Below are 24,815 nucleotides of genomic sequence, written 5' to 3' on the forward strand. Positions count from 1 at the left end.
TCCCGTGCGTACAGATCGTCGAATCAAGAGTTGACTGAGGTCACGACACCGGACCGGGCCAGGTCTGCTGTCTGTCGAGGGAGTGAGGGACGGACGATGCCGGAAACGGTGGGTGGTGAGCCGACCGTGATCGTCGCGGCGGGCTACTTCGCGTCCTACTCGGTCGTGGGACTGCTGACAGTCGTCGGCGTGCTCTTCGTCGCCGTCGCCTTCGGGGCCGGCCGGCTGCTGCGTCCGGTGGTCCCCACCCCCGAGAAACTCCTGACCTACGAGTGCGGAGTCGACCCCGTCGGCGAGGGCTGGGCCCACACCCAGGTCCGCTACTACGTCTACGCCTTCCTCTACGTCATCTTCGCGGTCGACTCGATCTTCCTGTTCCCCTGGGCGACGGTCTTCGCCGCCCCCGGCTACGGCGCCACCACGCTGGTGGAGATGTTCATCTTCCTCGGCTTCCTCGCCGTCGGCCTGCTGTACGCATACAAGAAGGGCGTCCTGACATGGACGTGACGCCGGAGCCCGTTCTGCTGCCGGAGCCGAAAAGGCTGGGCACGCTCGCCCGCCTCGCCCCCGAACCGATGAAGGTCGTCCTCAACTGGGGCCGCCGCTACTCGCTCTGGGTCTTCAACTTCGGCCTCGCCTGTTGCGCGATCGAGTTCATCGCCGCGTCGATGGCCCGCCACGACTTCATCCGCCTCGGCGTGATCCCCTTCGCGCCGGGCCCCCGCCAGGCCGACCTGATGGTGGTCTCCGGCACGGTCACGGACAAGATGGCTCCGGCGGTCAAGCGCCTCTACGAGCAGATGCCCGAGCCCAAGTACGTCATCTCCTTCGGCGCCTGCTCCAACTGCGGCGGCCCCTACTGGGACTCCTACTCCGTCACCAAGGGCGTCGACCAGATCATCCCGGTCGACGTCTACGTCCCCGGCTGCCCGCCACGCCCCGAGGCCCTCCTCCAGGGCATCCTCAAACTCCAGGAGAAGATCGCGGCCGAGTCCCTCGGCGAGCGCTACGGCACCGTCCGCCCCTCCGCCGCCGCCCTCCAGAGCGGCCTGGTGCAGCCGCCCGCCCCCGCGGGGGAAGGGGACGGGCGATGACCGCCTCGACCGGCTGGCTGCCGGCCCCTGTCGAGGAACTCTTCGGCCCGGACGCCACGGCCGACGAGTCCTACGAGGTCCTGACCGTCGACGTCCCTCCCTCCTCCTGGCTCACCGCCCTGGAAACCGCCCGTACGACCGTCTCCTGCACCTACTTCGACTGGCTGAGCGCGGTCGACGAACCCGGCACCGGCTTCCGCGTCTGTGCCCATGTCTTCGCCCTCGCCCCGGTCCGCCGCCTGCTCCTGCGCACGACCGTGCCGCACACCGCCCCCGAACTCCCGTCCGCCGTCGGTGTCTACGCGGGCGCCCGCTGGCACGAACGCGAGACCCACGAGATGTTCGGCGTCCGCTTCACCGGCCACCCCGGCCTGGACCACCTCCTCCTTCCGGAAACCTTCGAGGGCCACCCCCTCCGCAAGGACTTCGTCCTGGCGGCCCGCGTCGCCAAGGCCTGGCCCGGCGCCAAGGAACCGGGCGAGTCCGATCACGGCGGCCCCAAGCGCCGCCAGATGCTCCCCCCGGGCGTCCCCGACCCGAACGAGTGGGGCCCCCTGAAAGGCCAGCTCCCCCCTGCCCCCGCCCGGCCGGCCCGAGCCGCAGCAGGCCGCGCCACCGGCGAACGCCCGGCCCGCGCGGCCGGTGAACGTCCGGTACGGCGCTCCCGCACGGCCGCGGAGGGTTCGGCCAGCCAGACGCCCGGGACGACGGCGGAGACGGACACCGCCGGACAGCCGCCTGTGCCCGAGGGACCGCCGTCTCCCGAGGCCCAGCCGACAGCCACCCCGCGCCGCGCACGCACCGCGGGCGGAGGCTCTGCCTCACAACGGGCCGCCGCCGAGGAGCAGCCGCCGGCCGACCTGCGCCCGGCAGGGAGCACGGGCGAGGGCGCACCTTCACCGGGCGGGGGCCCTGCCTCACAGCGGACCGCTGCCGAGGAGCAGTCGCCGACCGACCACCGCCCGGCAGGGAGCGCGAGCGAGGGCGCAGCTTCACCGAGGGCGGAATCCGTCGCCGGGGAGACCGCTCAGGCGGCGGAGCCGTCGGCCGCGCCCCGTGGGCCGCGCCGGGCTCGTACCGCCTCGGGCGGCTCCGCTTCACAGCGAGCCCAGGAGACGGCACCGGCGGCAGAACCGGCCACCCCGGCCCGCCCCTCGCCCCCGCGCAGCTCGGACGCCCCGTGGCACCACGCCCGCCCGGCCTTCGACGAACCGGAGGCGGGGGAGCAGCGCGGGGCCACAACAGAGCCGACGGAGACGGGCGGGACCGAGCCCAGGCCCACTACCGAGGAGCCGGGGGCAAAGGCGGGGACGGGGGCGGGGGCGCCGACGACGGAGCCGGTCGCGCCTACGCCTGCGACGCCGGAGGCGACAACGCCCGAGTCGGATGCGCCGGAGTCGGCTGGTCCCGAGTCGGATGGGCCCCCGTCGGCTGCGCCGAAGTCGGCCACGCCCGGGCACATCGCACCAGACTCAGCCGCGCCGAAGCCTGCCGCGTCCGAAGAGCCGGAGGAGCCCGAGGACACCGGAACCGGGACCCCAGCGCCCGATGCCGCTGCCCCTGACGCCCCGGACTCCGATTCCCCGGACCCCGATTCCCCGAACCCCGAGACCCCCGTCGCCGATGCTCCCGTCGGCTCGGAAGCCCCGGCCTCCGACGGCACCGCCACCGGACAACCTCCCGCTCCCCGCGACGACCACCCAGGAGGCGCGCAGTGAACGACGCTCTGGACGTCGCCCTGCGGCTCCTCGCCGTGTTCGTCGTCTTCCTCACCTTCCCCTTGATCGTCGGTCAGACCGAGCACAAGGTGATGGCCCATATGCAGGGCCGCCTCGGCCCGATGTACGCGGGTGGTTTCCACGGCTGGGCCCAGCTGATCGCCGACGGCGTGAAGTTCGCGCAGAAGGAGGACGTGGTCCCGGCGGGCGCGGACCGCCGTATCTTCCAGCTGGCCCCCGCGGTGGCCCTCCTCCCGTATCTGCTCGTGCTGCTCGCCATCCCGGTCGGCCCCGGCGAGGGTGCCGTCGGCCAGGCGCTGGACGCGGGTGTGTTCTTCGTGCTGGCCGTGATGGGCGTCGGCGTCCTCGGCTCGCTCATGGCCGGCTGGGCCAGTGCCAACAAGTTCTCCCTCCTCGGCGGCCTGCGCACCGCCGCTCAGCTCCTCGCCTACGAACTCCCGATGCTGCTCGCCGCCGCCTCCGTGGCGATGGCGGCCGGCACCGTCTCCCTGCCGGGCATCGTCGAGGCCTTCCACTGGTGGTGGCTGCCCTGGCAGATCACCGGCGGTCTGGTCTTCTTCACCGCCGGCCTCGCGGAACTCCAGCGGCCCCCGTTCGACATGCCCGTCGCCGACTCGGAGATCATCTTCGGGGCGTACACCGAGTACACCGGCCTGCGGTTCGCCCTGTTCCTGCTCGCCGAGTACGCCGGGATCGTCGTCCTGTGCGGCCTGACCACCGTCCTCTTCCTGGGCGGCTGGCACGGCCCGTGGGGCGCCGACGGCCTCGGCTGGCTGTGGACCCTCCTGAAGACGGCGGTCCTCGCCTTCGTCGTGATCTGGCTCCGTGTGACCTACCCCCGTCTGCGCGAGGACCAGCTCCAGAAGTTCTCCTGGACCCTCCTCGTCCCCCTTTCTCTCGCCCAGATCGCCCTCACCGGCATCGTCAAGGTGGTGATCTCCTAGTGGCCCCCATCCCTGGCTCCGGCCTCGCCAAGGGCCTGGCCGTCACCCTGCGCACGATGACCCGGAAATCGGTCACCGAGCAGTACCCGGACGCCCTTCCCGAACTCCCGCCCCGCACCCGGGGCGTGATCGGCCTGTTCGAGGAGAACTGCACGGTCTGCATGCTCTGCGCCCGTGAGTGCCCCGACTGGTGCATCTACATCGACTCCCACAAGGAGACCGTCCCGGCGGCGGCCCCGGGCGGCCGCGAGCGCAGCCGCAATGTCCTGGACCGCTTCGCCATCGACTTCTCCCTGTGCATGTACTGCGGTATCTGCATCGAGGTGTGTCCTTTCGACGCCCTGTTCTGGTCCCCGGAGTTCGAGTACGCCGAGACCGACATCCGCGAACTCACCCATGAGCGCGACAAACTCCGCGAGTGGATGTGGACGGTGCCAGCCCCGCCCGCCCTCGATGCCGGCGCGGAGGAACCGAAGGAGCTCGCCGCCGCCCGCAAGACCGCCGAGAAGCTCGCGGCCGCCCGGACCGAGCCGGGGGAGGAACAGCCGTGAGTCCCCTCGCCAGTCCCCTCGCCCAGGCGCCGCAGGGCTTCCTGTCGCCGACCGGCGTGGAGATCGCCTTCCTCCTCGTCGGCCTGGTCACCTTCGGAGCCGCGCTCGTCACGGTCACCACTCGCCAACTGGTGCACGCCGCCCTGTGGCTGGTGGTCGCGCTCGGCGGTCTCGCCGTCGAATACCTGCTGCTCACCGCCGAGTTCATCGCCTGGGTGCAGGTCCTCATCTACGTGGGTTCCGTCGTCGTCCTCCTCCTCTTCGGTCTGATGCTGACCAGGGCCCCGATCGGCCGCTCCCCGGACGCCGACTCCGGGAACCGCTGGGTCGCGCTGGCCGTCGCCGTGGTTGCGGCCGCCGCCCTGGTCTGGGTGGTCGTGGACGCCTTCCGCACCACCTGGATCGACCTGGGCGGCGCCGCCGGTTCGACGAAGGTCACCGGCGAGAGCCTCTTCCAGAACTGGGTCCTGCCCTTCGAGGCCCTCTCCGTCCTCCTCCTCGCGGCCCTGGTCGGCGCGATCGTCCTGTCCCGGAAGGCGAAGGCGGATTCGGCCCCGCCCCCTGTGAACGGCCGGGCCGTCACACAGAGTTCCCCCTCCGTCACGGATTCCGGGATTCACCCGATCGAGCAGGAAGGCGCCCGCTGATGCACCTCGCCTATCCCGCCGTTCTCTCCGCCCTCCTCTTCTGCACCGGCCTGTACGGCGTCCTCGCCCGGCGCAACGCGATCCTCGTGCTGATGTCGGTCGAGCTGATGCTCAACGCCGTCAACCTCAACCTCGTCGCCTTCGACGTGTGGCTGAGCAAGGCCGCCCGGGACACCCTGCACTCCGGCCAGGCGCTGACCCTGTTCACCATCGCCATCGCCGCCGCCGAGATCGGTATCGGCCTGGCGATCGTCCTCGCCGTCTACCGCAACCGCGGAACTTCCGACATCGACCGGCTCCGTGACACCGCCGAGGGCCACGAGAGCGGCACGCCCACGGACGGGACGGCCGACGAGAAGGCTGAGGCCACCGCGTGACCACGACCACCCTCGCCGTCCTCGTCCCCCTCCTGCCGTTCCTCGCCGCCGCGGCCGGCCTGCTCGTGGGCCGTACCGCGCCCGGATTCGTCCGCCCGCTCGCGGTCCTGCCGACCCTCACCGCGCTGGCGTTGGCCATTGCGGTCGCCGTCGGCCAGGGCGGCGGCCGGGCCGTCGAGGCCCACACCCAGCTCACCCCGACCGGCTCGGTCCCGATCGAACTCGCCCTGGACATCGACGGCTTCGCCGCCCTCGTCGCCGTCCTGGTCGCCTTCGTCGCCACCTGCGTGCAGATCTACTCGACCGGCTACCTGCGCGACGATCCGCGCTACCCCTCGTACGCCGCCCTCGTCTCCCTCTTCACCTCCGCGATGCTGCTGGTCGTCTACTCCGGCGACCTGATCGTGCTGCTGGTCGGCTGGGAAGTCATGGGCATCTGCTCCTACTTCCTGGTCGGCCACTACTGGGAGACCCCCGAGGCCCGCGCCGCCTCCATCAAGGCCTTCCTCGTCACGAAGCTCGGCGACGTGCCGTTCCTGATCGGCCTGTTCGCGCTGGCCACCGACGCCGGGTCGTTCCGCATCACGACGGTCCTCGCCACCGTCGCGAACGGGGGACTGCACCACCCGACCCTGGTGGCACTGCTCCTCCTGGCGGGCGTGGCGGGCAAGTCGGCGCAGTTCCCGCTGCACACCTGGCTCCCCGACGCGATGGCAGGCCCGACCCCCGTCTCCGCGCTCATCCACGCCGCGACGATGGTCGCGGCCGGTGTCTACTTCGTCGCCCGTCTCCTCCCCGTCTTCGAGGCCTCCCAGGCCGCGATGGTCGTCCTCGCCGTCATGGCCGCCGTCACCATGGCCGGCTCGGCCGTCGCCGCCCTCACCCAGGACGACATCAAGCGCGTCCTCGCCTACTCGACGATCGGCCAGCTCGGCTACATGACCGGCGCCCTCGCCGTCGGCGACCGCGGTGCCGCCGTCTTCCACCTCCTGTCCCACGGCGCCTTCAAAGCACTGCTGTTCCTCGCGGCCGGCGTGATCATCCACGCCGCCGGCACCAACTCGCTGGCCGTCATGTCCCGCACCTCCGGCCTGCGCGACCGCGTCCCGGACGCCTACTGGACGATGACCGTGGCCCTCCTCGCGCTCGCCGCGATCCCTCCCTTCAGCGGCTTCTTCTCCAAGGAGTCCGTCCTCGGCGCCGCCGAGCACGTCGCCACCGGCCACACCGAGCACGCCCCCGGCAGCGCCGGCTGGATCGTCCTCGTCGCGGGCCTGGTCACCGCCCTGCTCACCGCCGCGTACGCGACCCGGCTGTGGCTGCTCGCCTTCCGGGGCCGGGGAACCGAGGCCGCGGACCACGGACGGCAGCCGCTGTCCATGACCGTGGTGCTGTGGGTGCTGGCCGTCCCGTCCCTCGCCTTCGGCGGACTCGCCTACCGCTCGCTGCCCGACTGGTTCGACGGCCGCGCCCTCACCCCGACCCTCACCACCTCGGTCCTCGGCACCGGCCTCGCGCTGGTCGGCGGACTCGTCACCTACGGCGCCTGGCAGCGCACCCGGGCACTGGCCGCCCGCGTCCCCATGGGGGCGGTCGTCACCCACCCCGAGGCCGAACCCGGGCTCGTCGAGGCAGAGGCCATCGCCGCCCACAAGCAGGTGTTCGGCGATGTGGCCTACGCACCCGATCCGGCGGATCCCGGCCGACTGCTGCTCGGCCCGCTGCACCGCCACGCGGCCGAAGGCTTCCACCTGGACGACGTCTACGACGTGCTGTTCGTCCGCCCCGTCCTGGCCGCGGCGAGCCTCGTCCAGTTCCTCGACCGCGAGGTCGTCGACACCTACGTCCGTGGCGCGGGCGCTCTGCCCCGCCTGCTCGGTGCCGCCGTACGGCGCGCCCAGACCGGCAATGTCCAGACCTATGTGAGCGCGCTGCTCGCCGGCACCGTCGTCCTGGCGGTCGCCGTCCTCCTCGTCGCCACGGGAGCGTGAGCAGGCGTGATCGATATCAGCGAGTCCGTGATGCAGTTCCTTCTGGCGTTCGTCGTCGTCGGCCCGCTCCTCGGCGCCGTCGCCGCCCTGCTGCCCGCCCCGCCCGGGCTGAAGGGGAAGTCGCCCGAGCAGGCCGTGCTCCGGCACGGCGTGACCGTGACCGGCGCGATCCTCGTCGCCGCGATCGTCCTCGCGCTCGGCTTCGACAACGACCACCCGTCGAGGATGCAGGCCACGACCGACATCAGCTGGATCCCCGCACTCGACGTGCGCATCCACCTCGGCATCGACGGCATCTCCCTCCCCCTCGTGGTCCTGACCGCGCTGCTGACCTTCCTCTGCGCGCTCTACTCGTACTTCAACATGCCAGCGGGCCCGTCCCCGAAGGCCTTCGTCGCCCTGCTGCTCGTCCTGGAGTCCGGCACCCTCGCGAGCTTCGCCGTCCTCGACCTGCTGCTGTTCTTCCTCGCCTTCGAGACGGTGCTCATCCCTATGTACTTCCTCATCGCCCGCTGGGGCGGCGATGGGCGGACCCGGGCCGCCTGGAAGTTCATCCTCTTCACCCTGCTCGGGTCCGTCGTCATGCTGCTCGGCCTGCTCCTGATCGGAATCAAGGCGGGCACGTTCGACATGGTGGCACTCGCCACTGACAACGGCCGGTCCCTGACCACATCCGTGCAGGTCATCGCCGTTCTGGCGATCGGGATCGGGCTCGCGGTCAAGACCCCGATGTGGCCCCTGCACAGCTGGCTGCCGGAGGCCCACACCGCCGCGCCGACCGTCGGCTCGGTCCTGCTGGCGGGTGTCCTGCTGAAGATGGGCACGTACGGGTTCGTACGGATCCTGCTGCCGGTCGCGCCGGACGGATTCCGCACCTTCGCGCCGTACCTCGCCGCCCTCGCCGTCGTCGGGATCATCTACGGATCCCTGGCCTGCCTGAACCTGGCCAGGCAAGGCGCGCGGGGCGACCTCAAACGCCTGATCGCCTACTCCTCCGTCGGCCACATGGGCTTCGTCCTGCTCGGCATCGCCACCATGACCCCGACCGGCGTCAACGGCGCCCTGTTCGCCAACATCGCCCACGGCCTCATCACCGGCCTGCTGTTCTTCCTGGTCAGCGGCCTCAAGGACCGCACCGGCACCACCGACCTCGACACCCTCGCGGAGGAGACCGGCGCCGCGCTGTACGGCAGGGCGCCACGCCTCGGCGGACTGGTCGCGTTCGCAGCCGTCGCCTCGCTCGGGCTGCCCGGCCTCGCCGGATTCTGGGGCGAGATGCTGGCCCTGTTCGGCGCGTTCAAGCCCGCCGCCGACCTCAGCCGCCCGGCCTTCCTGACCTTCATGGCCATCGCCGCGTTCGGCACCCTGCTGACGGCCGCGTACATGCTCGCCGTGGTCCGCCGCGTCTGCATGGGCTCCGCAGCGCAGGAGGTGCCGAAGCTCGCCGACGTCCGCACGTACGAGCTCGCGGCCTGGACCCCGCTCGTCGTCCTCACCGTCGTCGCCGGACTGTGGCCCAGGGCCCTGCTCGGGCTGACCGACCCGGCCGTACAGCAACTCCTCGCGGGAGGCATCCGATGAGCGCCCTGGCCCAGCCACCGGCCGCGAACCTCGTCCAGTCCGTCGACTGGCTCGCCATCGCGCCGCCCACCCTGACCGCGGTCGTCGCCCTCGCCGTCCTGGTCGCCGACCTGTTCGTGCCCGAGGCCAGGAAGCCGCTGCTCGGCTGGGTGTCGGTCGCCGGACTCGCCGCGTCGGCCGTCCTGCTGCTGCCGCTCCTGGACCACGACCGCAGCACCTTCTGCCTGACGGGCGCCACGCGCGCGTGCAGCTACACGGCCGACCGGTTCACCCTGATCGTGCAGTTCCTGGTCCTCGGCGGCGCCCTGCTCACGGCCCTGCTGTCCGTCACCGCGCTGAAGGACGGCAACCGCCGCCATCCCCAGGGCGAGTTCTGGTTCCTGCTGCTCTCCTCGGCCGCCGGCGCCGCCCTGCTGCCCGCCTCCCGCGACCTCGCCACCCTGATCGTCGCCCTGGAGGTCGCCTCCCTGCCCGCCTTCGCCCTGGTCGGCATCCGGCACGGTGACGCGAAGTCCTCCGAAGCGGCCCTGAAGTTCTTCCTGTCCTCGGTGACCGCGACCGCCGTCAGCCTCCTGGGCATCAGCTTCGTGTACGCCACCACCGGCAGCCTCTACCTCACCCAGGTCGCCGACCGCATCCAGCACGTCGACGGACAGCTGCACACCCTCGCCCAGACGGGTGTCGTCCTCACCCTCGTGGGTTTCGCGTTCAAGACGGCCGCCGTCCCCTTCCACTTCTGGGTGCCCGACACCTACGTCGGCGCCCCGCTCCCGATCGCCGCCTACCTGTCGGTCGTCGGCAAGGCCGTCGGCTTCTCCGGCCTGATCCTGGTCACCGTCGTCGCCCTCCCGTCGTACGCCGACGTCTGGGGCCCCGCGCTCGCCGCCCTGGCCGCCCTCACCATGACCGTCGGCAACGTCGCCGCCCTGCGCCAGCAGGCCACGCGCGCGTACAGCGCGGTACGGCTGCTCGCCTGGTCGTCGGTGGGCCAGGCCGGCTACCTGCTGGTGCCGATCGCCGCCGCCGGATACGCCAAGGACGCCCAGAAGGCCATCGGCTCCACCGTCGCCTACGCCCTCATGTACGCGGCCGTGAACCTCGGCGCCTTCGCGGTGGCCGCCCTGGTCAGCCGTACGAAGGAACTCAACCGGATCTCCGACTACCGCGGCCTGTACGCCAGGAACCCGCTCACCGCGCTGCTCCTGGCGTTCTTCCTGCTGTGCCTGGCCGGACTCCCGCCGGGCATCATCGGCCTGTTCGCGAAGGTCACCGTCTTCTCGGCGGCCGTCGACGCGGGACTCGGCTGGCTCGCCGTCGTCATGGCCGTCAACGTCGTGATCGCCCTCTTCTACTACCTCCAGTGGACGGCCCTGCTGTTCCGCGCCCCCGAGGGCGAAACCGCCGAGCACCACCTCCCGGCCCCCCTCACAGCCGCACTCGCCCTCACCGGCGCCCTCGGCGTCGCCCTCTCCGGAGCCCCGCAGCTGGTACTCCGCTTCGCCGCCACCGGCCTGTTCTGACGCCCTGCACGCGCGCGGGAAGCCGTTCACGCACGCGTGCGGCCGTTCTCACCCGGACGGCTCACGCGGCGCACAGCGGACACAAGGGAACTAGTGGCCGCCGCCTGGCGTTGACCAGTGCGGGAGAGTCCACTGGACGTGACACCACGACACCGGTGGCATCGCAGATCGGAAGGCAGCACCGCAGGCAAAGGGTTCCCCTGCCGCACGACTTGGAGGGCGTACCGTGCACCGCCGGCACAACGGACTCAGGACCGCAGTTCTCCTCGGGGGACTGTCGGCACTCATCATCGTCATCGGCAGCTTCTTCGGCCGGACGGGTCTGATCGTCGCGGTCCTCGTCGCCCTCGGCACGAACGCGTACGCGTACTGGAACAGCGACAAACTGGCGCTACGCGCGATGCGTGCGCGCCCTGTCAGCGAGTTCGAGGCCCCGGCCCTGTACCGGATGGTCCGCGAGCTCTCCACCCAGGCCCGCCAGCCCATGCCCCGCCTCTACATCTCACCGACCGAGGCACCGAACGCCTTCGCGACGGGCCGCAATCCGCGCAACGCCGCCGTGTGCTGCACGGAGGGCATCCTGCGAATCCTGGACGAGCGCGAGCTGCGCGGCGTCATCGGCCACGAGCTCAGCCACGTCTACAACCGCGACATCCTCATCTCGTCGGTCGCCGGCGCCCTCGCCTCGGTGATCATGTTCCTCGTCAACTTCGCGTGGCTGATCCCGGTCGGCCGTTCGGATGACGACGACGGCCCCGGTTTCCTCGGCCTGCTGCTGATCATGATCCTGGGCCCGCTCGCCGCCACCGTCATCCAGCTGGCCATCAGCCGCTCCCGGGAGTACGAGGCGGACGCCTCCGGTGCCCAGCTCACCGGCGATCCCCTCGCCCTCGCCAGCGCCCTGCACAAGCTGGACGCCGGCACCAAGCAGCTCCCGCTGCCCCCTGAGCCCCGGATCGAGACCGCGAGTCACATGATGATCGCGAACCCCTTCCGTCCGGGCCAGGGACTGTCCAAGATGTTCTCTACGCACCCGCCCATGGCGGACCGGATCGCCCGGCTAGAGAAGATGGCAGGTCGCCAGCAGTGAAGACCATCCTGAACATCATTTGGCTCGTCCTGAGCGGCTTCTGGCTGTTCCTCGGCTACCTGCTCGCGGGCGTGATCCTCTGCATCACGATCATCGGAATTCCCTTTGGCATAGCGGCTTTCCGTATCGGCCTCTACGCCCTGTGGCCCTTCGGGTACACGACCGTCGAGCGGCGCGACGCGGGCGCCCCCTCCTGTGTCGGCAACGTCCTGTGGCTGGTCCTCGCGGGCTGGTGGCTGGCCCTCGCCCACATCGTCACGGGCATCGCCATGTGCCTGACGATCATCGGGATCCCGTTCGGCATCGCCAACTTCAAGCTGATCCCGGTCTCCCTGCTCCCGCTGGGCCGCGAGATCGTACCCACGGACCAGCCGTTCGCGACCCGCTGACCGCACCTCACCCAGTGCTTCCGGCACGCGAGTTGTCCACAGGCCCGCACCTGTGCCGGAGGTTGTCCACAGGCCGCCACGATTGTCAGTGGCGGCCTGCATCATGAAGCCATGACCGAGATCGAGCAGTTGCTGACACGGGTGACGACACAGGCCCGCAACTCCCGTCCATGGGGCTGGCCTTCCCTTCCCGCGCCCGTCGACGCGGCCACGCTCGACCGCGCCCGGGAGACCCTGGGCTTCCCCCTGCCGCCCCTGCTCGCCGCGCTCTACGAGCAGGTGGGCGACGGCGGCTTCGGCCCGTCGTACGGCCTGCTGCCCCTGCTCGACGCCGAACCCTCCGGCGAACCGGCCGCCGTCGCCCAGTACCTCGCCAACCGGGAATACGGCCGCAAGAACCCGGAGTGGCCCTGGCCCGAGGGCGTCCTGCCGATATCCCACTGGGGCTGCGGCATGTACGCGTGCGTGGACTGCCGTACCCCGGAGGCCACGGTCCTGCTCTACGAGCCGAACGCCGACGACGCCGACGGCGCCTGGTTCGTGGACGCGCCCACCCTCACCGACTGGCTGCGCGTCTGGCTGGACGGCACGGGCTGGTACGAGGAGACCGACGAGGGCACGGACCTGGTGCCCTGGGACGACTACCGGAGACGCACGACCCCGCAGCAGGCCTCCTGAGGAACCAGGCCCCGGCCGAGACCACCGGGTCACCGCCCGCAGCCGTACGCCGTCGTACACCGCCGTACGCCGCCATGGGCCGAACGCCGTAGACCGCCGCGACCGACCAACGAGCCGCCGTCCACCGCGGTTCGCCGCAAGGGACGGCCACACCGCCTACCGAGCCACCGCCCACCGTCGTACGGCGTACGCCGCCGCGCCCACCGCCAGTACGGCCGCCCCTGAGACCACCGACATCACCGGCAGCGCGAACGCGAGGATCGTGCAGCCCAGGAGGCCCACCACCGGGACCACGCGCGCACGCGGCGCCGGATCGAGTGTCCACGCCGAGGCGTTGGCCACCGCGTAGTACGCCAGTACGCCGAAGGAGGAGAAACCGATGGCACCCCGGACGTCCGCCGTCGCCGCCGCCACGGCGACCACCGCGCCGACGGCCAGTTCCGCTCGGTGCGGTACCTGGAAACGGGGGTGCACGGCGGCCAGAGCCGGGGGCAGATGGCCGTCGCGGGCCATGGCGAGCGTCGTCCGCGACACCCCGAGGATCAGCGCCAGCAGCGAGCCGAGCGCGGCCACCGCGGCCCCCACCCGCACCACGGGCACCAGCCCCGGCACCCCGGCCGCCCGTACCGCGTCGGCCAGCGGCGCCTGCGCCCGCCCCAGCCCATCGGCGCCGAGCACGCAGAGCACTGCCACCGCCACGCACGCGTACACGACCAGCGCGATGGCCAGGGCCAGCGGAATCGCGCGCGGGATGGTGCGCGCCGGATCCCGGACCTCCTCGCCGAGGGTCGCGATCCGCGCGTACCCGGCGAACGCGAAGAACAGCAGGCCGGCGGCCTGAAGCACCCCGCCGACGCCCGCCGACAGCCCGATGTCCAGCCGCCCGGCGTCCGCCCGCCCGGAGGCCAGGCACACGACCACCACGGAAGCGAGGACCGCCAGCACCACGGCCACGATCACCCGCGTCAGCCAGGCCGACTTCTGGATGCCGCCGTAGTTCACGGCGGTCAGCGCCACCACTGCCGCGACCGCCACCGCGTGCGCCTGCCCCGGCCAGACGTACGCGCCGACGGTGAGCGCCATCGCCGCGCAGGACGCCGTCTTCCCGACGACGAACGCCCAGCCCGCGAGGTACCCCCAGAAGGCGCCGAGCCGCTCCCGCCCGTACACATAGGTGCCGCCCGACTGCGGGTAGCGCGCGGCGAGGCGGGCCGAGGAGACGGCGTTGCAGTAGGCGACCAGGGCGGCGACGGCGAGCCCGAGCAGCAGCCCCGACCCGGCCGCGCGGGCCGCGGGGCCCAGGGCGGAGAACACGCCGGCCCCGATCATCGAGCCGAGGCCGACGATCACGGCGTCGCGCACGCCCAGGGAGCGCCGAAGACCTGGAGGAGAGGAGGGCATGCGCCGCAGCCTAATGACGGCTGCAACCGCGCGGCATCGCCGTGTCGTCCTCGTCAGTAACAAGGAACGAACAGCTGCGTGACGGACAAGTCCGGATGGTTCGGACATTATGTCCCGCACAGTGGGCCCGGAGCGAAATCACAGGGCCGGAACAGTGCGAACACAGCGCGGAAGGGCAGGTTCAGGGCATGGGCATCATCAGTTGGATCATCCTGGGACTGTTGGCCGGCGCCATCGCCAAATTCCTGCTGCCCGGACGCGACCCGGGCGGCTTCATCGGCACGACTCTCATCGGCATCGTGGGTGCGTTCCTCGGCGGCTGGATATCGGCCCGCTGGCTGGACCATCCGATCGCCAAGAACTTCTACGACGGCGCGACCTGGGTGTCGGCGATCGGCGGCTCGCTGGTCCTGCTGATCGCCTACCGCCTTCTGTTCGGCAACTCGCGTGACTGAGCGCACCTGACCGCGGCAGGCAGCCGGGAAGGGCGGGCACCCGCGAGGGCCCGCCCTTCCCGGCTGCCTGCCGGTGCTGCCTACCGGTAGTTCACGAACTGAAGCGCGAAGTCGAAGTCCTGGCCCTTCAGGAGTGCGATCACGACCTGGAGGTCGTCGCGGCTCTTGGAGCTGACGCGCAGCTCGTCGCCCTGGACCTGGGCCTTCACGCCCTTGGGGCCCTCGTCGCGGATGATCTTCGCGACCTTCTTCGCGTTCTCCTGGGAGATGCCCTCCTCGATCGACGCGAAGATCTTGTACTCCTTGCCGGAGAGCTGCGGCTCGCCCGCGTCCAGCGCCTTCAGCGAGATGCCGCGCTTGATCAGCTTCGACTGGAAGACATCGAGGATCGCCTTGACTCGTTCCTCGGAGTTCGCCTGCATCAGGATCTTCTCGCCGGACCAGGCGATCGAGGCGTCCACGCCCTTGAAGTCGTAGCGCTGCGAGACCTCCTTGGCGGCCTGGTTGAGGGCGTTGTCGACCTCCTGCCGCTCGACCTTCGAGACGATGTCGAAACTGGAGTCGGCCATGTCCTGTGGCTCCTTGTATCGGGGGGCGTAACGGGGTGCGTTCCGGCGTGCGGCGGCGGCCGCCGGCCCGGTGTGGGGACCGGGCCGCATCCGCACCAGCCTAGCCACCCCGAGTCCCTCAGGCGCCGATCAATCGGGTGGCGGAGCACCCCTCGGGATCGGGTATTGTTTACGTCGTTGCCAGGGAGCACCGCCGAAAAGCGGTTCGACTGGGCAGCAAACCCCGGCGGTGTGCCCGAGCGGCCAAAGGGAGCAGACTGTAAATCTGCCGGCTCAGCCTTCCCAGGTTCGAATCCTGGCGCCGCCACTTCGGGGAAGACCCCCTCTGAACAGGTTACTTACCTGGTCGGAGGGGGTTTTTCATTGACTGTCGGTGTGCGATTCCGGCGTGGGTGAGCATGATCACTCCGGTTCATTCCTTTCCCGAAGTGCTTGATTGATCCGGCTGTTGGAGCCTTCCCGGGTCTGGGCAAGCACCTTGGCGTACACCTTGTGCAGTACCGCGATGCCGTGTCCGGCCCGCCGCACGCACTCCGAGCGGGCCGTTGTGGCTTGTCGGTGGCCCGCGCTGCCCCTGCTCGTGCACTCCTGCCGACAGCGCGCCGACTTGGCGCGGGTCGACCGGCACGGTGAAGTACCGCCCTTCCAGGGCGAGTCCGAGAACGTCGCTCGGGCGCGCTCGCTTTCGCATCGCGGTGCGCGGCGACGCCTCCTTCCCGGCCGGCTGCAGGGCGCGGACAGCTGCAGGGGCGTTCACCGGGGGATCGCAGTGCCGACGCGGGCGATGAGGAGGGCGATGTCGTCCTGCGCGGGGGTGGGGGCGAGGCGGTCGATGAGGGTGTCGGCCAGTTCGTCGAGGGACGGATGGGCACCGGCGAGGAGGTGGGTGAGCTCCGCCAGGCGCTCGTCGAGGTCGTGCTCCCGGGCTTCGACGAGCCCGTCGGTGTAGAGGACGAGCACGGTCCCGGGAGCGAGGGAGATCTCGGTGGTCGTGTAGGAGATGCCACCGATGCCGAGCGGTGCGCCGGAGGGCAGGTCGATGAGGCGGGCGGTGCCGTCGGGGGTGATCAGGGCAGGTGGGGGATGTCCGGCCCGGGCCAGCCGGCAGCGGCTGGCCGCGGCGTCGCAGACGCCGTACAGACAGGTGGCCAGGATCGGGCCGTCGAGGTCCTGCATCGTCTGATCAAGGTGGTGCAGGAGTTGGTCGGGGGGCAGGTCCAGGCGGACGAGGGCACGGAGTGTGCTGCGCATCTGCCCCATGACGGCGGCGGCCGGGATGCCGTGCCCCATGACGTCGCCGATGGCCAGCGCAGCCTTGCCAGGGGTCATACCGGCCACGTCGTACCAGTCGCCGCCCACCTCGTTGGCGTCGGAGGCGGGCAGATAGCGGTGGGCGATCTCGATACCGCCGGGAGGGTTGAAGCTGCGGGGCAGCAGGCTTCGCTGCAGCGTCAGAGCCGTGTCGTGCTCGCGGGCGTAGCTGAGGGCGTTGTCGATCGACACGGCGGCCTTGGCCGCGATCTCCTCGGCATCGGACAGCTCGGCCTCCGCGAACGGGCTGGGGTTCTCCGCCCGCCAGAGGCCGACCGCACCCAGAAGTGTGCGCCGTGAGTACAGCGGGACGGTGATCAGCGAGTGCATGCCGTAGTCCAGCAGCCTCCTTGCCCGGTGGCCGTGCTGGGCCTGCCATACGGAGGAGGTACGGAGGTCCGGCACGAAGGCCGCGTTCGCGGTCGAGAGAGCGATCTGTGAGCCCACAGGGGCGAGCGGCGGGGCATCGCGGACCCCGCCCAGGGCGACGCGGCGAGCCCCCGCACCGTGGTCGGAGAGCGGCTCGTCGACGAGCAGGACGGGCAGGGCCAGATCGACGGTGGCGAAGTCGGCGAAGCGTGGCACCAGCACGCGCACCAGTTCCTGTGCGGTCTGCTTCGTGTCGAGAGTCGTGCCGATCACAATGCTGGCTTCGTACAACAGCCCGAGGCGCTCATGGGCGTGACGTGCCTGCTCACGGCTCTCCTCGAGCGAGGAGGCCATGGTGTTGAACGCTGTCCCGAGCTGCCCGATCTCGCCCCTGCCGGTTTCGGGCATGCGCGCGGAGAGGTCGTCACCGGCGAGCCGGGACGCCACGCCGGCCGCCTTGCGGACCGGCCAGACAACGGCCCGGATCACGTACCCGGCGAAGGTCACGATGAGGAGCATCGAGCCTGCGAGGCCGATCGACGCCGCCACGACCGCTTCCCGGGCGTCGGCGTTGGCCGCGCTCTCACGCGCCGCGATCAGGGTCTCCTGGGTCGAGCCGTACTGGTCGAACTGGTTCCTGAGCGCGTCGACGCGCCGCTTGCCTTCGAGCGTCGCCTCCACGCCGCGTGCACGGGGCTCCCCTCGGCTCGCGGCCGCGACCAGCGGAATCGAGTAGTCGTGGATGAGGGACTCGCCGGCCTGCCTGATGCGCTGGGCCAGTGTCCGCTGGCCGGGGGTGGTGCTGAGGCGCACGAGTCGCTCTGCCTGGCCGGAGAACGTGGTCCGGGCGGTCTGCCACGGCTCGAGGAACTGCTTCTCCCCGGTGATGACGAAGCCGCGCTGGCCGGTCTCCAGGTCGACGACGAGTCCCTCGACCGTCCTCGCCTGGGCGAGTGCCGCCTGTGCGTGGCGGTCGGCAACCGTCGACTCACCGAGCCCGATGATCGACCAGAGCAGCATCATGAAGGCCAGCCCGATCAGCAGGGCGAGCAGCCCACCGGCGACGGCGGCAAGGGGCACCAGCCCCACGCGCGCGCGTCTCTTTCGTGGACCTGACATGCGCATCCCCTGCCCCGCACACGAACCAGTGGTCGAGCCATCAGCAGGGCGGTCTCGCGGTGAGCTCCGTCCCCTTGAGTCTAGGTTGGGCGCGCCGGACCCGCCGGGGGCGGTTGTCAGGCCGCGGTCGGCCGCCTGCCGGCTCGTTTCCCCCAGGGACCCCGCGGCCTCGGCAGCGCCCGCTGTCAGGGGCAGCGCAGTGCCGGCAGCGGGGCGGGGCCGGTGCGGAGGCGTGGCCGGGGGCCTGGGCGTGACGGCGGTGCGCTTTCCGGGTGGCCTTGGGCGTGCCGAGGGCTGTCACGGGACAGGGCGGGGCAATGCATGGACCTGCGTGATCCTTCCCGGGAGGATCTTCCACCCTTTGTCCATGGAGGACCTGGTGCTCGAGTCGGTGACACAGCGCGGACACACCGCGGGCAGACAGCGCGGAACCCGCTACGGCGACACACGACAGCGAGGCCCAGGGGCCCGGCGCGCCGCTGCCCTGCTCGGCGCGACGCTCCTGGTCCCCGGCGGCCTGACCGGGCTCACCGCCGGTACGGCGCACGCGGCCGGCACCTGTCAACCGGCCCCCACGGGCGCCGTCCTGACGACGAGCACCAGCGGCTCCACGACCACCTGCACCTACACCTACACCGTCTCCGGCAACACCGGCGGTGAGTTCCAGTTCCCCGTCCCCAGCGGCGTGACCACACTCGCCGCGAGCGCCGTCGGAGGCACGGGCGGCGACGGCGGTCCTTCCATCGGGGTTCCCGGAGGCGTGGCCGCCGGCGTGACCGGCGCCGGCCTGACCGTCTCCGCCGGCAGCACGCTCTACGTCGAGGTCGCCGGCAACGGCACCAACGGAGGCGCGCTCTCCAGCCCCGGCGGCTTCAACGGCGGTGGCAACGGCGGCGGGAGCTCCAGCGGCACCCTGGGCGCGGGCGGGGCCGGTGGGGGTGCCAGCGCCATCCAGACCTGCTCCACCGGCAGCAGTACCTGCACCGGCAGCTACACCGGCAACACCGATGGCAGCGACCCCCGTCTCCTCGTCGCCGGCGGCGGGGCCGGCAGCAGGTTCGGCCACGGCGGCGCCGGCGCCGGCAACGGGGGCTTCGGCACGGGCGGCGGCACGGGCGCCGGCCCCGGCGGTGGCGCGGGCGGCAGTGTCGCACCCCATGTCGCAGGCGGCGGCGGAGGCGAGAGCGCAGGCCTCCACGGGGGCGGTGGTGGCGGCGGCGCCACCGGTGGGGGCGGTGGCCCCGGTGGCGGTTCCGGTGTCGTCGCCGTAGGGGGCGTGGGCAGTATGGCCAGCGGTCCCAGTGACGAGGGCGGTGGCGGCGGTGGTGGCGGCGGCTGGTTCGGCGGTGGTGGCGGCGGCTCCGACGACGGGGCCGGTGCGGGATCGTCCTACGCGCCCGACTCGGACGACACCGGCGGCACCGCCCATGCCGCCCCCGACACCACCGGCACACCGAAGGTCGTGATCTCCTACACGCTGATCCCGGCGACGTGTGCGAACGTCACCCCGGCCAACCCGCAAGGGTTCAACATCATCACCGGCACCAGCCGCTCCGACATCCTCACCGGAACCCCGGGACCCGACGCGATCTTCGGTCTCGGCGGCAACGACGTCATCAACGGTCTCGGCGGCGACGACCTGCTGTGCGGCGGTGACGGCAACGACGTCCTCAACGGAGGCGACGGAAACGACCGTATCGAGGGCGGCAACGGCAGCGACGTCCTCAACGGGAACGCGGGAGACGACACCTTGCACGGGGACGCGGGCAACGACGTCGTCCTCGGCGGTACCGGCAACGACAACAGCTTCGGCGAAGACGGCAACGACGTCCTCGACGGTCAGCAGGGCACCAACACCAACGACGGCGGCCCAGGCCTCAACACCTGCAGGAACCCTTCCCGCGGACAGCCCGGCGCGACCAACTGCTGAGCAGCGACTGACAGCAGAACCCCGGTGACCTCATGGCACCGGGGGTTCCGGCAGCGCAATCATGCCTCGCCCCCGCCCAGGGGGCACACTGAACACATGTCCTCCCGTCGTAGAACCTGTCCGGTGTGCCGTCGCGAAATCGCCGTCGTCGCGGGGCGCTTCGCGCGGCACGACCCACCCGGGGTGCGGGGGACCGGCGACCTGGTCTCCTGCTCGGGCTCGCGGCGGCCGGCCGAACTCGGGGCGCTCCAGCCGTCGTTGGACGGATACGTCGTGCCGGACTTCCCCGGACAGCTGCCGCTGTTCTGAGAACGGCGGCCGACCGCCGTCACCAGCCCCAACGGCCGGGCGGCTGATTCAGTTCCCGGCCACCGACTTCACGGCCACCGAGACCGGCGTCGACCCGCCGATCAGCTCCAGGGTCAGACCGGCCGTCGCCGAGGTGTCCACCAACTCCGCCAGTACGGCGGCCACGTCGTCGCGCCTGACCGAACCCCGCCCCGTGTGCGCCTCCAGACGCACCAGGCCGCTGCCCGCCTCGTCCGTCAGCGAACCGGGGCGCAGGATGGTCCAGTCGAGGGCGCTCTGCCGGGTGACATACGTGTCGGCCGCGCCCTTGGCCCGCAGATACACGTCGAAGACGTCGTCGCCCCGGTGCGCCGGATCCGCGCCCATCGAGGAGACGACCACGAAACGGCGTACGCCCGCGCGCACGGCCGCGTCCGCGAACAGCATCGCCGCGCCCTTGTCCACCGTGTCCTTGCGGGCCGTACCGCTGCCCGGGCCCGCGCCCGCCGCGAAGACCGCCGCGTCCGCCCCCTGCAGATGCGCCGCGACCTCCTCCACCGACGCCGACTCCAGGTCGAGCAGCACCGGTTCGGCACCGGCCGCCCGCAGGTCGTCGCCCTGCTCGGCATTCCGGATGAGCCCCGCGACCTCGTCCCCACGCGCGGAGAGCAGCCGCTCCAGCCTCAACGCGATCTGACCATGACCACCAGCGATGACAATGCGCATGTCTCCGACCGTACGCCCGAAGCACCGCATCCGCCGCACGACTTCATGCGCCCCACGCGCCCCCTCATGCCCGCCGCGCCGTGCGCGCACTCCGCACTCCGCACCACGCACCCTCGCACCGAGCCGCACCCCGCTCCGAACCGCACCGCCGTCCCCCGCTCCCGTCAGGACAACTCGCCCCGCCCCTGCCGAGGCAGCCCGAGTTCCGCCGCCACAGCCGAGTTGCAGTACTCGCGGACCGCGCTCGTCCGTGCCACCACGCGCCCCCGGTGCACCACGATCCGGCTGTAGGCGAGGGACAGGGCGCCCGCCAGATGGTCGCCCCGCACGGCGAGGAGTTCGGCCGGGAAGCCGGCCTCGACGCGCACCTCGGGGAGACCGAGGGCGGCGCGCGAGGAGGCGCTCACGGTGTCGTAGGCGTCCTCGGGACGCAGGCCGTGGCGGGAGGCCAGGAGGTAGGCGGCCTCCAGGGGGTCGCCGCGGCCCACGGGGTTCGACAGGTCGCGCAGGGCGCCGCTGCCGGCGGCGACCCGCACCCCGGCCGCGCGCAGCAGCCGTACCGGAGCCGTGCCACGGCGGTCGACGGAGCCGCAGCCGCCCTGGGGCAGGCACACCACCGTGACGCCGGCCGCGGCGAGCTGGTCCGCGACCCGCGCGGCCGCCTCGGCCGGCAGGCGCGCGAGCCCGGCGCACGGGCCGAGCGTCACGCCGGGGCGCATGCCCCCGGCCATCACCGCGAGCCGGGCCAGCCGAGCCGGATCGACGGCGTCCGTGTGCAGGTCGACCGGGCAGCCGTGCTCGGAGGCGACCTCCAGGACCGCCTCCACGTAGCCGGTGGGATCGGGATCCAGATCGGGACAGCCGCCCAGCACGGACGCCCCCATCTTCGCGGCGTCCCGCAGTATCGCCAGCCCGTCGGCCCCGACGCGTCCCGTCAGCACGCGCGGCATCGCGACCGCCGTGAGCTCCGCGAGCCCGCGCAGCGAGCGGCGCGCCTGGAGGACGGCCGCCAGGGCGCCCAGGCCCTGGACGTCGCCCACGCGCACGTGCGCGCGTACCGCCGTGGCACCGTGCCCGAGTTGCAGCAGGGCTGCCTCGGTGGCGCGGCGCTGGACGTCCTCGGGGTCGTACGAGACGGGGCCGTCGCGATCGGCGGAGAGCGCGGTGTCGCCGTGGGCGTGCGGTTCGGCCGGGGCCGGGAGGAGGAGGTAGCCGCTCAGGTCCACGCGCGTGCCGCCCGCGCGGGCCGGTCCCGGTGCCAGGCTGCCGGCCGTGCCGACCGCCTCGATGCGCCCGCCGCCCAGCCGTACGTCCACCGTCCGGCCGTCGGTGAGCCGCGCCCCGCACAGCAGGAGCGCGGACTGGTCGGACTGGCCCGAGGGACCCGAGGAGCCCGAGGAACCCGAGGAGTTGGACGACGACGAGGGCGGCTGCGGCTGGCTGTCGGGCATCGCGCTCCAGGAAGGTCGGTCCAGGCATGGGACTCAAGATCACGCAGAGTGAGTCGAGCCTAGGGTGGCGAGCCGCGTCGGGCGGGGAGGAGCGCAATAGTCGTACCGGCGCCGTCGCACCTGATGGGAAGGGTGCGGCACGCGTGCGTGGGGAGCGCCGGAAGGGGTCCGAGAGGCTGTCGTGAGCCGGGCGGAAGGGGCCGGGAAGGGCGGCGGGAAACGGATTTGGGTGAACGGCGGCGGAGCGTGTAATGTCTTCATCGCTCGCCCCAATAGCTCAGTCGGCAGAGCGTCTCCATGGTAAGGAGAAGGTCTACGGTTCGATTCCGTATTGGGGCTCTGGTGTGAGAGGTCCCGTCGCAAGGCGGGTCCGATCTCATCAAAGCGGTGTAGCTCAGTCGGTAGAGCAAGCGGCTCATAATCGCTGTGTCACCGGTTCAAGTCCGGTCACCGCTACTGACAGTAGCCGATTGCGGGGTCGGTCCTTCGATCGGCTACTCTTTTGTGCGTTGAATCAGTCCATCCGTTCGTCTTAGGAGCACTCACGTGGCTGCCACCGACGTCCGCCCGAAGATCACGCTGGCCTGCGTGGAGTGCAAGGAGCGGAACTACATCACCAAGAAGAACCGGCGTAACAACCCGGACCGTCTTGAGATGAAGAAGCACTGCCCGCGTTGCAACGCGCACACCGCGCACCGCGAAACGCGATAACAAACAGGCTCGTCCGTGAGGCCGTCCCCTGCCGGGGGCGGCCTCACGGCGTTTCGGCACACGGCTTTCCCGCTAGTTTGTGGGGCATCACAGCAGACATCAGGAGGTGCCGGGCCAATGGCGCTCGACCAGTCCTTCGTGGGACGTACCTACCCACCCACCGAGCCCTACGAGGTGGGCCGGGAGAAGATCCGTGAGTTCGCCGAGGCGGTGGGCGACGCCAACCCGGCGTACACGGACCCGGAGGCCGCCAAGGCGCTCGGCTATTCCGATGTGATCGCCCCGCCGACTTTTGTTTTCTCGATCACTTTCCGCGCGGCCGGACAGGTCGTCGAGGACCCGCAGCTCGGCCTGGACTACAGCCGGGTCGTGCACGGCGACCAGAAGTTCGCCTACCGGCGCCCGGTGCGTGCCGGTGACCGGCTGAGCGTCACCTCCACCATCGAGGCCGTCAAGTCCCTCGCGGGCAACGACATCATCGACATCCGCGGCGACGTCCACGACGAGGCGGGCGAACTCGTGGTGAGCGCCCTCACCAAGCTGGTGGCCCGCGCGGCGGACGTGGAAGAGGGGGCGTGAGGATCCGATGACGTCGAAGATCACGTACGAGGACGTCGAGGTCGGCACCGAACTGCCGGTGCAGACCTTCCCCGTGACCCGCGCCACGCTGGTGCGGTACGCGGGCGCCTCCGGCGACTTCAACCCGATCCACTGGAACGAGAAGTTCGCCAAGGAGGTGGGCCTGCCGGACGTCATCGCGCACGGCATGTTCACCATGGCCGAGGCGATCCGCGTCGTCACCGACTGGACCGGCGACCCGGGCGCGGTCGTCGAGTACGGCGTCCGCTTCACCAAGCCCGTCGTCGTCCCGAACGACGACCAGGGCGCCCTGATCGAGGTCAGCGGCAAGGTCGCGGCCAAACTCGACGACAACACCGTGCGTGTCGACCTGACGGCCACGAGCGCCGGGCAGAAGGTGCTGGGCATGTCGCGCGCGGTCGTACGGCTGGGCTGAACGACGGGGCCGGCCCGCGTCGGCGGTCGGTCCGCCCGCGTAGGCGGCCGGTCCGCGCGGGCGGAGGTAAGGGGCGTTCTCCATTGCGGGGCGCCCCTTACGTGGTTGTCGCCCCTACCTGTGAAACGGTCGCAGGCGAGGGGGCGTTCCCGGCGGGAGGGGCAAGGCCCTTGACGTAGTTAGTGATTGAGTACTAACTTCGTCGCATGGTCAGGATGAGTGCCGAGGAGCGGCGTGAGAGCGTCATCCGCGCGGCGATCGCCGAGTTCTCACAGAGGGGCTACTACGGCACCTCCACCGAGGCGATCGCCAAGCGGGTCGGGGTCTCGCAGCCGTACCTCTTCCGGCTCTTCCCGGGCAAGAAGGCGATCTTCGCCGTCGCCTCGCAGCGCTGCATCGACGAGATGCGCGAGCTCTTCGAGAAGGCGGCGGAGGGGCTGGAGGGCGAGGAAGCCCTGCATGCCATGGGCGACGCGTATGTGCGGCTCATCCAGGAGCGGCCGGAGCGGCTCCAGATGCAGATGCAGACGTACATCACCGTCGCGGCCGCGGAGGCGGAGGGCGAGCACGAGTTCGGCGAGCTCGTACGGGCCGGCTGGTCGCGGCTCTGGGAGACCGTGCACCTGCTCTCGGGTGCCGACGTCGACCGCACCACGACCTTCCTGGCCAAGGGGATGCTCATCAACACCTATACGGCCATGGGGTTTCCGCCCGAGCACCGGGTCTGGCAGGGGATGTACCCGGACGCCGGGACCACGGGGCGGCTGGAGAAGTGCAGCGACGGGTGAGGGGGCGGTTCGCCGTTCCCGGCCCGGGCTTTTCATGAGCCAGAAAATTAGTGATCAATAACTAATCAACGTTCAGAGCAC

The 24,815-nt window shown here is 71.3% G+C and carries 25 protein-coding genes and 3 tRNA genes; 23 read left to right on the top strand and 5 right to left on the bottom strand.

What is annotated here, in order from left to right; all coding sequences use genetic code 11:
- Positions 1-96 precede the first annotated feature (96 nt).
- From AB0D85_RS00665 to AB0D85_RS00725, 13 genes are all read left to right on the top strand, one after another.
- Positions 97-507 carry an NADH-quinone oxidoreductase subunit A gene (locus AB0D85_RS00665; RefSeq protein ID WP_362312019.1) on the top strand — a complete coding sequence of 137 codons (411 nt, stop codon included), beginning with the start codon at positions 97-99 and terminating at the stop codon, positions 505-507.
- Positions 498-1,094, top strand: a complete 597-nt coding sequence (locus AB0D85_RS00670; protein ID WP_362312021.1) for an NADH-quinone oxidoreductase subunit B family protein — start codon at positions 498-500, stop codon at positions 1,092-1,094. Before AB0D85_RS00665 ends, AB0D85_RS00670 begins: the two co-directional genes overlap by 10 nt.
- Positions 1,091-2,812 (top strand): NADH-quinone oxidoreductase subunit C, encoded by a 1,722-nt coding sequence (locus AB0D85_RS00675; protein ID WP_362312023.1) that lies wholly within the window; start codon positions 1,091-1,093, stop codon positions 2,810-2,812. The genes AB0D85_RS00670 and AB0D85_RS00675 overlap by 4 nt, the downstream gene beginning before the upstream one ends.
- Positions 2,809-3,777, top strand: a complete 969-nt coding sequence (locus tag AB0D85_RS00680) for a complex I subunit 1 family protein (RefSeq protein ID WP_362312025.1) — start codon at positions 2,809-2,811, stop codon at positions 3,775-3,777. Before AB0D85_RS00675 ends, AB0D85_RS00680 begins: the two co-directional genes overlap by 4 nt.
- Positions 3,777-4,328, top strand: a complete 552-nt coding sequence (locus AB0D85_RS00685; RefSeq protein ID WP_362312027.1) for an NADH-quinone oxidoreductase subunit I — start codon at positions 3,777-3,779, stop codon at positions 4,326-4,328. Before AB0D85_RS00680 ends, AB0D85_RS00685 begins: the two co-directional genes overlap by 1 nt.
- Positions 4,325-4,975, top strand: coding sequence for an NADH-quinone oxidoreductase subunit J (locus tag AB0D85_RS00690; RefSeq protein WP_362312028.1), 651 nt, complete (start codon positions 4,325-4,327; stop codon positions 4,973-4,975). Before AB0D85_RS00685 ends, AB0D85_RS00690 begins: the two co-directional genes overlap by 4 nt.
- Complete coding sequence (nuoK, locus tag AB0D85_RS00695; RefSeq protein ID WP_362312030.1) at positions 4,975-5,352, top strand: NADH-quinone oxidoreductase subunit NuoK; 378 nt, start codon at positions 4,975-4,977, stop codon at positions 5,350-5,352. Before AB0D85_RS00690 ends, nuoK begins: the two co-directional genes overlap by 1 nt.
- Positions 5,349-7,343, top strand: a complete 1,995-nt coding sequence (locus tag AB0D85_RS00700; protein WP_362312032.1) for an NADH-quinone oxidoreductase subunit L — start codon at positions 5,349-5,351, stop codon at positions 7,341-7,343. Before nuoK ends, AB0D85_RS00700 begins: the two co-directional genes overlap by 4 nt.
- A gap of 6 nt (positions 7,344-7,349) precedes the next feature.
- On the top strand, positions 7,350-8,924 hold the full coding sequence (locus AB0D85_RS00705; RefSeq protein ID WP_362312034.1) for an NADH-quinone oxidoreductase subunit M: 1,575 nt from the start codon (positions 7,350-7,352) through the stop codon (positions 8,922-8,924).
- On the top strand, positions 8,921-10,444 hold the full coding sequence (locus AB0D85_RS00710; protein ID WP_362312036.1) for an NADH-quinone oxidoreductase subunit N: 1,524 nt from the start codon (positions 8,921-8,923) through the stop codon (positions 10,442-10,444). Before AB0D85_RS00705 ends, AB0D85_RS00710 begins: the two co-directional genes overlap by 4 nt.
- Positions 10,445-10,670: 226 nt before the next feature.
- On the top strand, positions 10,671-11,534 hold the full coding sequence (gene htpX / locus AB0D85_RS00715; RefSeq protein WP_362312038.1) for a zinc metalloprotease HtpX: 864 nt from the start codon (positions 10,671-10,673) through the stop codon (positions 11,532-11,534).
- The gene (locus AB0D85_RS00720) at positions 11,531-11,923 is read left to right on the top strand and encodes a YccF domain-containing protein (protein ID WP_362312040.1); all 393 of its coding nucleotides are present in this window, start codon (positions 11,531-11,533) and stop codon (positions 11,921-11,923) included. The genes htpX and AB0D85_RS00720 overlap by 4 nt, the downstream gene beginning before the upstream one ends.
- Before the next feature lie 111 nt (positions 11,924-12,034).
- The gene (locus AB0D85_RS00725; protein ID WP_362312042.1) at positions 12,035-12,601 is read left to right on the top strand and encodes an SMI1/KNR4 family protein; all 567 of its coding nucleotides are present in this window, start codon (positions 12,035-12,037) and stop codon (positions 12,599-12,601) included.
- A 156-nt stretch (positions 12,602-12,757) separates the two neighbouring features.
- Here the strand turns inward: AB0D85_RS00725 and AB0D85_RS00730 are convergent, their stop codons facing one another.
- The gene (locus tag AB0D85_RS00730) at positions 12,758-14,002 is read right to left on the bottom strand and encodes an amino acid permease (RefSeq protein ID WP_362312043.1); all 1,245 of its coding nucleotides are present in this window, start codon (positions 14,000-14,002) and stop codon (positions 12,758-12,760) included.
- Between the two features lie 188 nt (positions 14,003-14,190).
- On the opposite strand from AB0D85_RS00730, the gene AB0D85_RS00735 reads away from it, so the two are divergent.
- Positions 14,191-14,457: a GlsB/YeaQ/YmgE family stress response membrane protein gene (locus AB0D85_RS00735; RefSeq protein ID WP_123974862.1), complete on the top strand. Its 267-nt coding sequence runs from the start codon at positions 14,191-14,193 to the stop codon at positions 14,455-14,457.
- An 80-nt stretch (positions 14,458-14,537) separates the two neighbouring features.
- On the opposite strand, the gene AB0D85_RS00740 is transcribed toward AB0D85_RS00735, so the two are convergent.
- A complete protein-coding gene (locus tag AB0D85_RS00740; protein WP_089099493.1) occupies positions 14,538-15,026 on the bottom strand; it encodes a YajQ family cyclic di-GMP-binding protein in 489 nt (162 codons plus the stop codon).
- 225 nt (positions 15,027-15,251) lie between these two features.
- On the opposite strand from AB0D85_RS00740, the gene AB0D85_RS00745 reads away from it, so the two are divergent.
- A tRNA-Tyr gene (locus AB0D85_RS00745) sits at positions 15,252-15,333 on the top strand.
- 446 nt (positions 15,334-15,779) lie between these two features.
- Here AB0D85_RS00745 and AB0D85_RS00750 read toward each other — a convergent pair.
- Entirely contained in the window at positions 15,780-17,795 is a 2,016-nt protein-coding gene (locus tag AB0D85_RS00750; protein ID WP_362312046.1) for a SpoIIE family protein phosphatase, read from the bottom strand.
- A 397-nt stretch (positions 17,796-18,192) separates the two neighbouring features.
- Here AB0D85_RS00750 and AB0D85_RS00755 point away from each other — a divergent pair, with 397 nt between their 5' ends.
- Both AB0D85_RS00755 and AB0D85_RS00760 read left to right on the top strand, forming a co-directional pair.
- A complete protein-coding gene (locus AB0D85_RS00755) occupies positions 18,193-19,755 on the top strand; it encodes a calcium-binding protein (protein ID WP_362312048.1) in 1,563 nt (520 codons plus the stop codon).
- Positions 19,756-19,851: 96 nt separating this feature from the next.
- Complete coding sequence (locus AB0D85_RS00760) at positions 19,852-20,064, top strand: hypothetical protein (protein ID WP_362312050.1); 213 nt, start codon at positions 19,852-19,854, stop codon at positions 20,062-20,064.
- A 48-nt stretch (positions 20,065-20,112) separates the two neighbouring features.
- On the opposite strand, the gene AB0D85_RS00765 is transcribed toward AB0D85_RS00760, so the two are convergent.
- Entirely contained in the window at positions 20,113-20,769 is a 657-nt protein-coding gene (locus AB0D85_RS00765) for an SDR family oxidoreductase (protein ID WP_362312052.1), read from the bottom strand.
- Positions 20,770-20,933: 164 nt separating this feature from the next.
- A complete protein-coding gene (locus AB0D85_RS00770; protein WP_362312054.1) occupies positions 20,934-22,220 on the bottom strand; it encodes an amidohydrolase family protein in 1,287 nt (428 codons plus the stop codon).
- A gap of 266 nt (positions 22,221-22,486) precedes the next feature.
- Here AB0D85_RS00770 and AB0D85_RS00775 point away from each other — a divergent pair.
- The 6 genes from AB0D85_RS00775 (at position 22,487) to AB0D85_RS00800 (ending at position 24,734) form a co-directional block, all read left to right on the top strand.
- Positions 22,487-22,559, top strand: a tRNA-Thr gene (locus AB0D85_RS00775).
- A 44-nt stretch (positions 22,560-22,603) separates the two neighbouring features.
- Positions 22,604-22,676 (top strand) — tRNA-Met (locus AB0D85_RS00780).
- Between the two features lie 90 nt (positions 22,677-22,766).
- The gene (gene rpmG / locus AB0D85_RS00785) at positions 22,767-22,931 is read left to right on the top strand and encodes a 50S ribosomal protein L33 (RefSeq protein ID WP_003948671.1); all 165 of its coding nucleotides are present in this window, start codon (positions 22,767-22,769) and stop codon (positions 22,929-22,931) included.
- Positions 22,932-23,048: 117 nt separating this feature from the next.
- The gene (locus tag AB0D85_RS00790) at positions 23,049-23,510 is read left to right on the top strand and encodes a MaoC family dehydratase N-terminal domain-containing protein (protein WP_362312056.1); all 462 of its coding nucleotides are present in this window, start codon (positions 23,049-23,051) and stop codon (positions 23,508-23,510) included.
- Between the two features lie 7 nt (positions 23,511-23,517).
- Positions 23,518-23,946, top strand: a complete 429-nt coding sequence (locus AB0D85_RS00795; protein ID WP_316773571.1) for a MaoC family dehydratase — start codon at positions 23,518-23,520, stop codon at positions 23,944-23,946.
- A gap of 206 nt (positions 23,947-24,152) precedes the next feature.
- Positions 24,153-24,734, top strand: a complete 582-nt coding sequence (locus tag AB0D85_RS00800; protein WP_362312058.1) for a TetR/AcrR family transcriptional regulator — start codon at positions 24,153-24,155, stop codon at positions 24,732-24,734.
- The last annotated feature ends 81 nt before the right edge of the window (positions 24,735-24,815 follow it).

The sequence above is a fragment of the Streptomyces sp. NPDC048277 genome, assembly GCF_040652235.1.
In the GTDB taxonomy this organism is placed as follows: domain Bacteria; phylum Actinomycetota; class Actinomycetes; order Streptomycetales; family Streptomycetaceae; genus Streptomyces.

Coding starts and splice junctions, on each gene's coding strand:
- AB0D85_RS00665 (WP_362312019.1), top strand. CDS start 97: ATGCCGGAAACGGTGGGTGGTGAGCCGACCGTGATCGTCGCGGCGGGC.
- AB0D85_RS00670 (WP_362312021.1), top strand. CDS start 498: ATGGACGTGACGCCGGAGCCCGTTCTGCTGCCGGAGCCGAAAAGGCTG.
- AB0D85_RS00675 (WP_362312023.1), top strand. CDS start 1,091: ATGACCGCCTCGACCGGCTGGCTGCCGGCCCCTGTCGAGGAACTCTTC.
- nuoK (WP_362312030.1), top strand. CDS start 4,975: ATGCACCTCGCCTATCCCGCCGTTCTCTCCGCCCTCCTCTTCTGCACC.
- AB0D85_RS00710 (WP_362312036.1), top strand. CDS start 8,921: ATGAGCGCCCTGGCCCAGCCACCGGCCGCGAACCTCGTCCAGTCCGTC.
- AB0D85_RS00725 (WP_362312042.1), top strand. CDS start 12,035: ATGACCGAGATCGAGCAGTTGCTGACACGGGTGACGACACAGGCCCGC.
- AB0D85_RS00730 (WP_362312043.1), bottom strand. CDS start 14,002: ATGCCCTCCTCTCCTCCAGGTCTTCGGCGCTCCCTGGGCGTGCGCGAC.
- AB0D85_RS00735 (WP_123974862.1), top strand. CDS start 14,191: ATGGGCATCATCAGTTGGATCATCCTGGGACTGTTGGCCGGCGCCATC.
- AB0D85_RS00740 (WP_089099493.1), bottom strand. CDS start 15,026: ATGGCCGACTCCAGTTTCGACATCGTCTCGAAGGTCGAGCGGCAGGAG.
- AB0D85_RS00755 (WP_362312048.1), top strand. CDS start 18,193: ATGGAGGACCTGGTGCTCGAGTCGGTGACACAGCGCGGACACACCGCG.
- AB0D85_RS00760 (WP_362312050.1), top strand. CDS start 19,852: ATGTCCTCCCGTCGTAGAACCTGTCCGGTGTGCCGTCGCGAAATCGCC.
- AB0D85_RS00765 (WP_362312052.1), bottom strand. CDS start 20,769: ATGCGCATTGTCATCGCTGGTGGTCATGGTCAGATCGCGTTGAGGCTG.
- AB0D85_RS00770 (WP_362312054.1), bottom strand. CDS start 22,220: ATGCCCGACAGCCAGCCGCAGCCGCCCTCGTCGTCGTCCAACTCCTCG.
- AB0D85_RS00790 (WP_362312056.1), top strand. CDS start 23,049: ATGGCGCTCGACCAGTCCTTCGTGGGACGTACCTACCCACCCACCGAG.
- AB0D85_RS00795 (WP_316773571.1), top strand. CDS start 23,518: ATGACGTCGAAGATCACGTACGAGGACGTCGAGGTCGGCACCGAACTG.
- AB0D85_RS00800 (WP_362312058.1), top strand. CDS start 24,153: ATGGTCAGGATGAGTGCCGAGGAGCGGCGTGAGAGCGTCATCCGCGCG.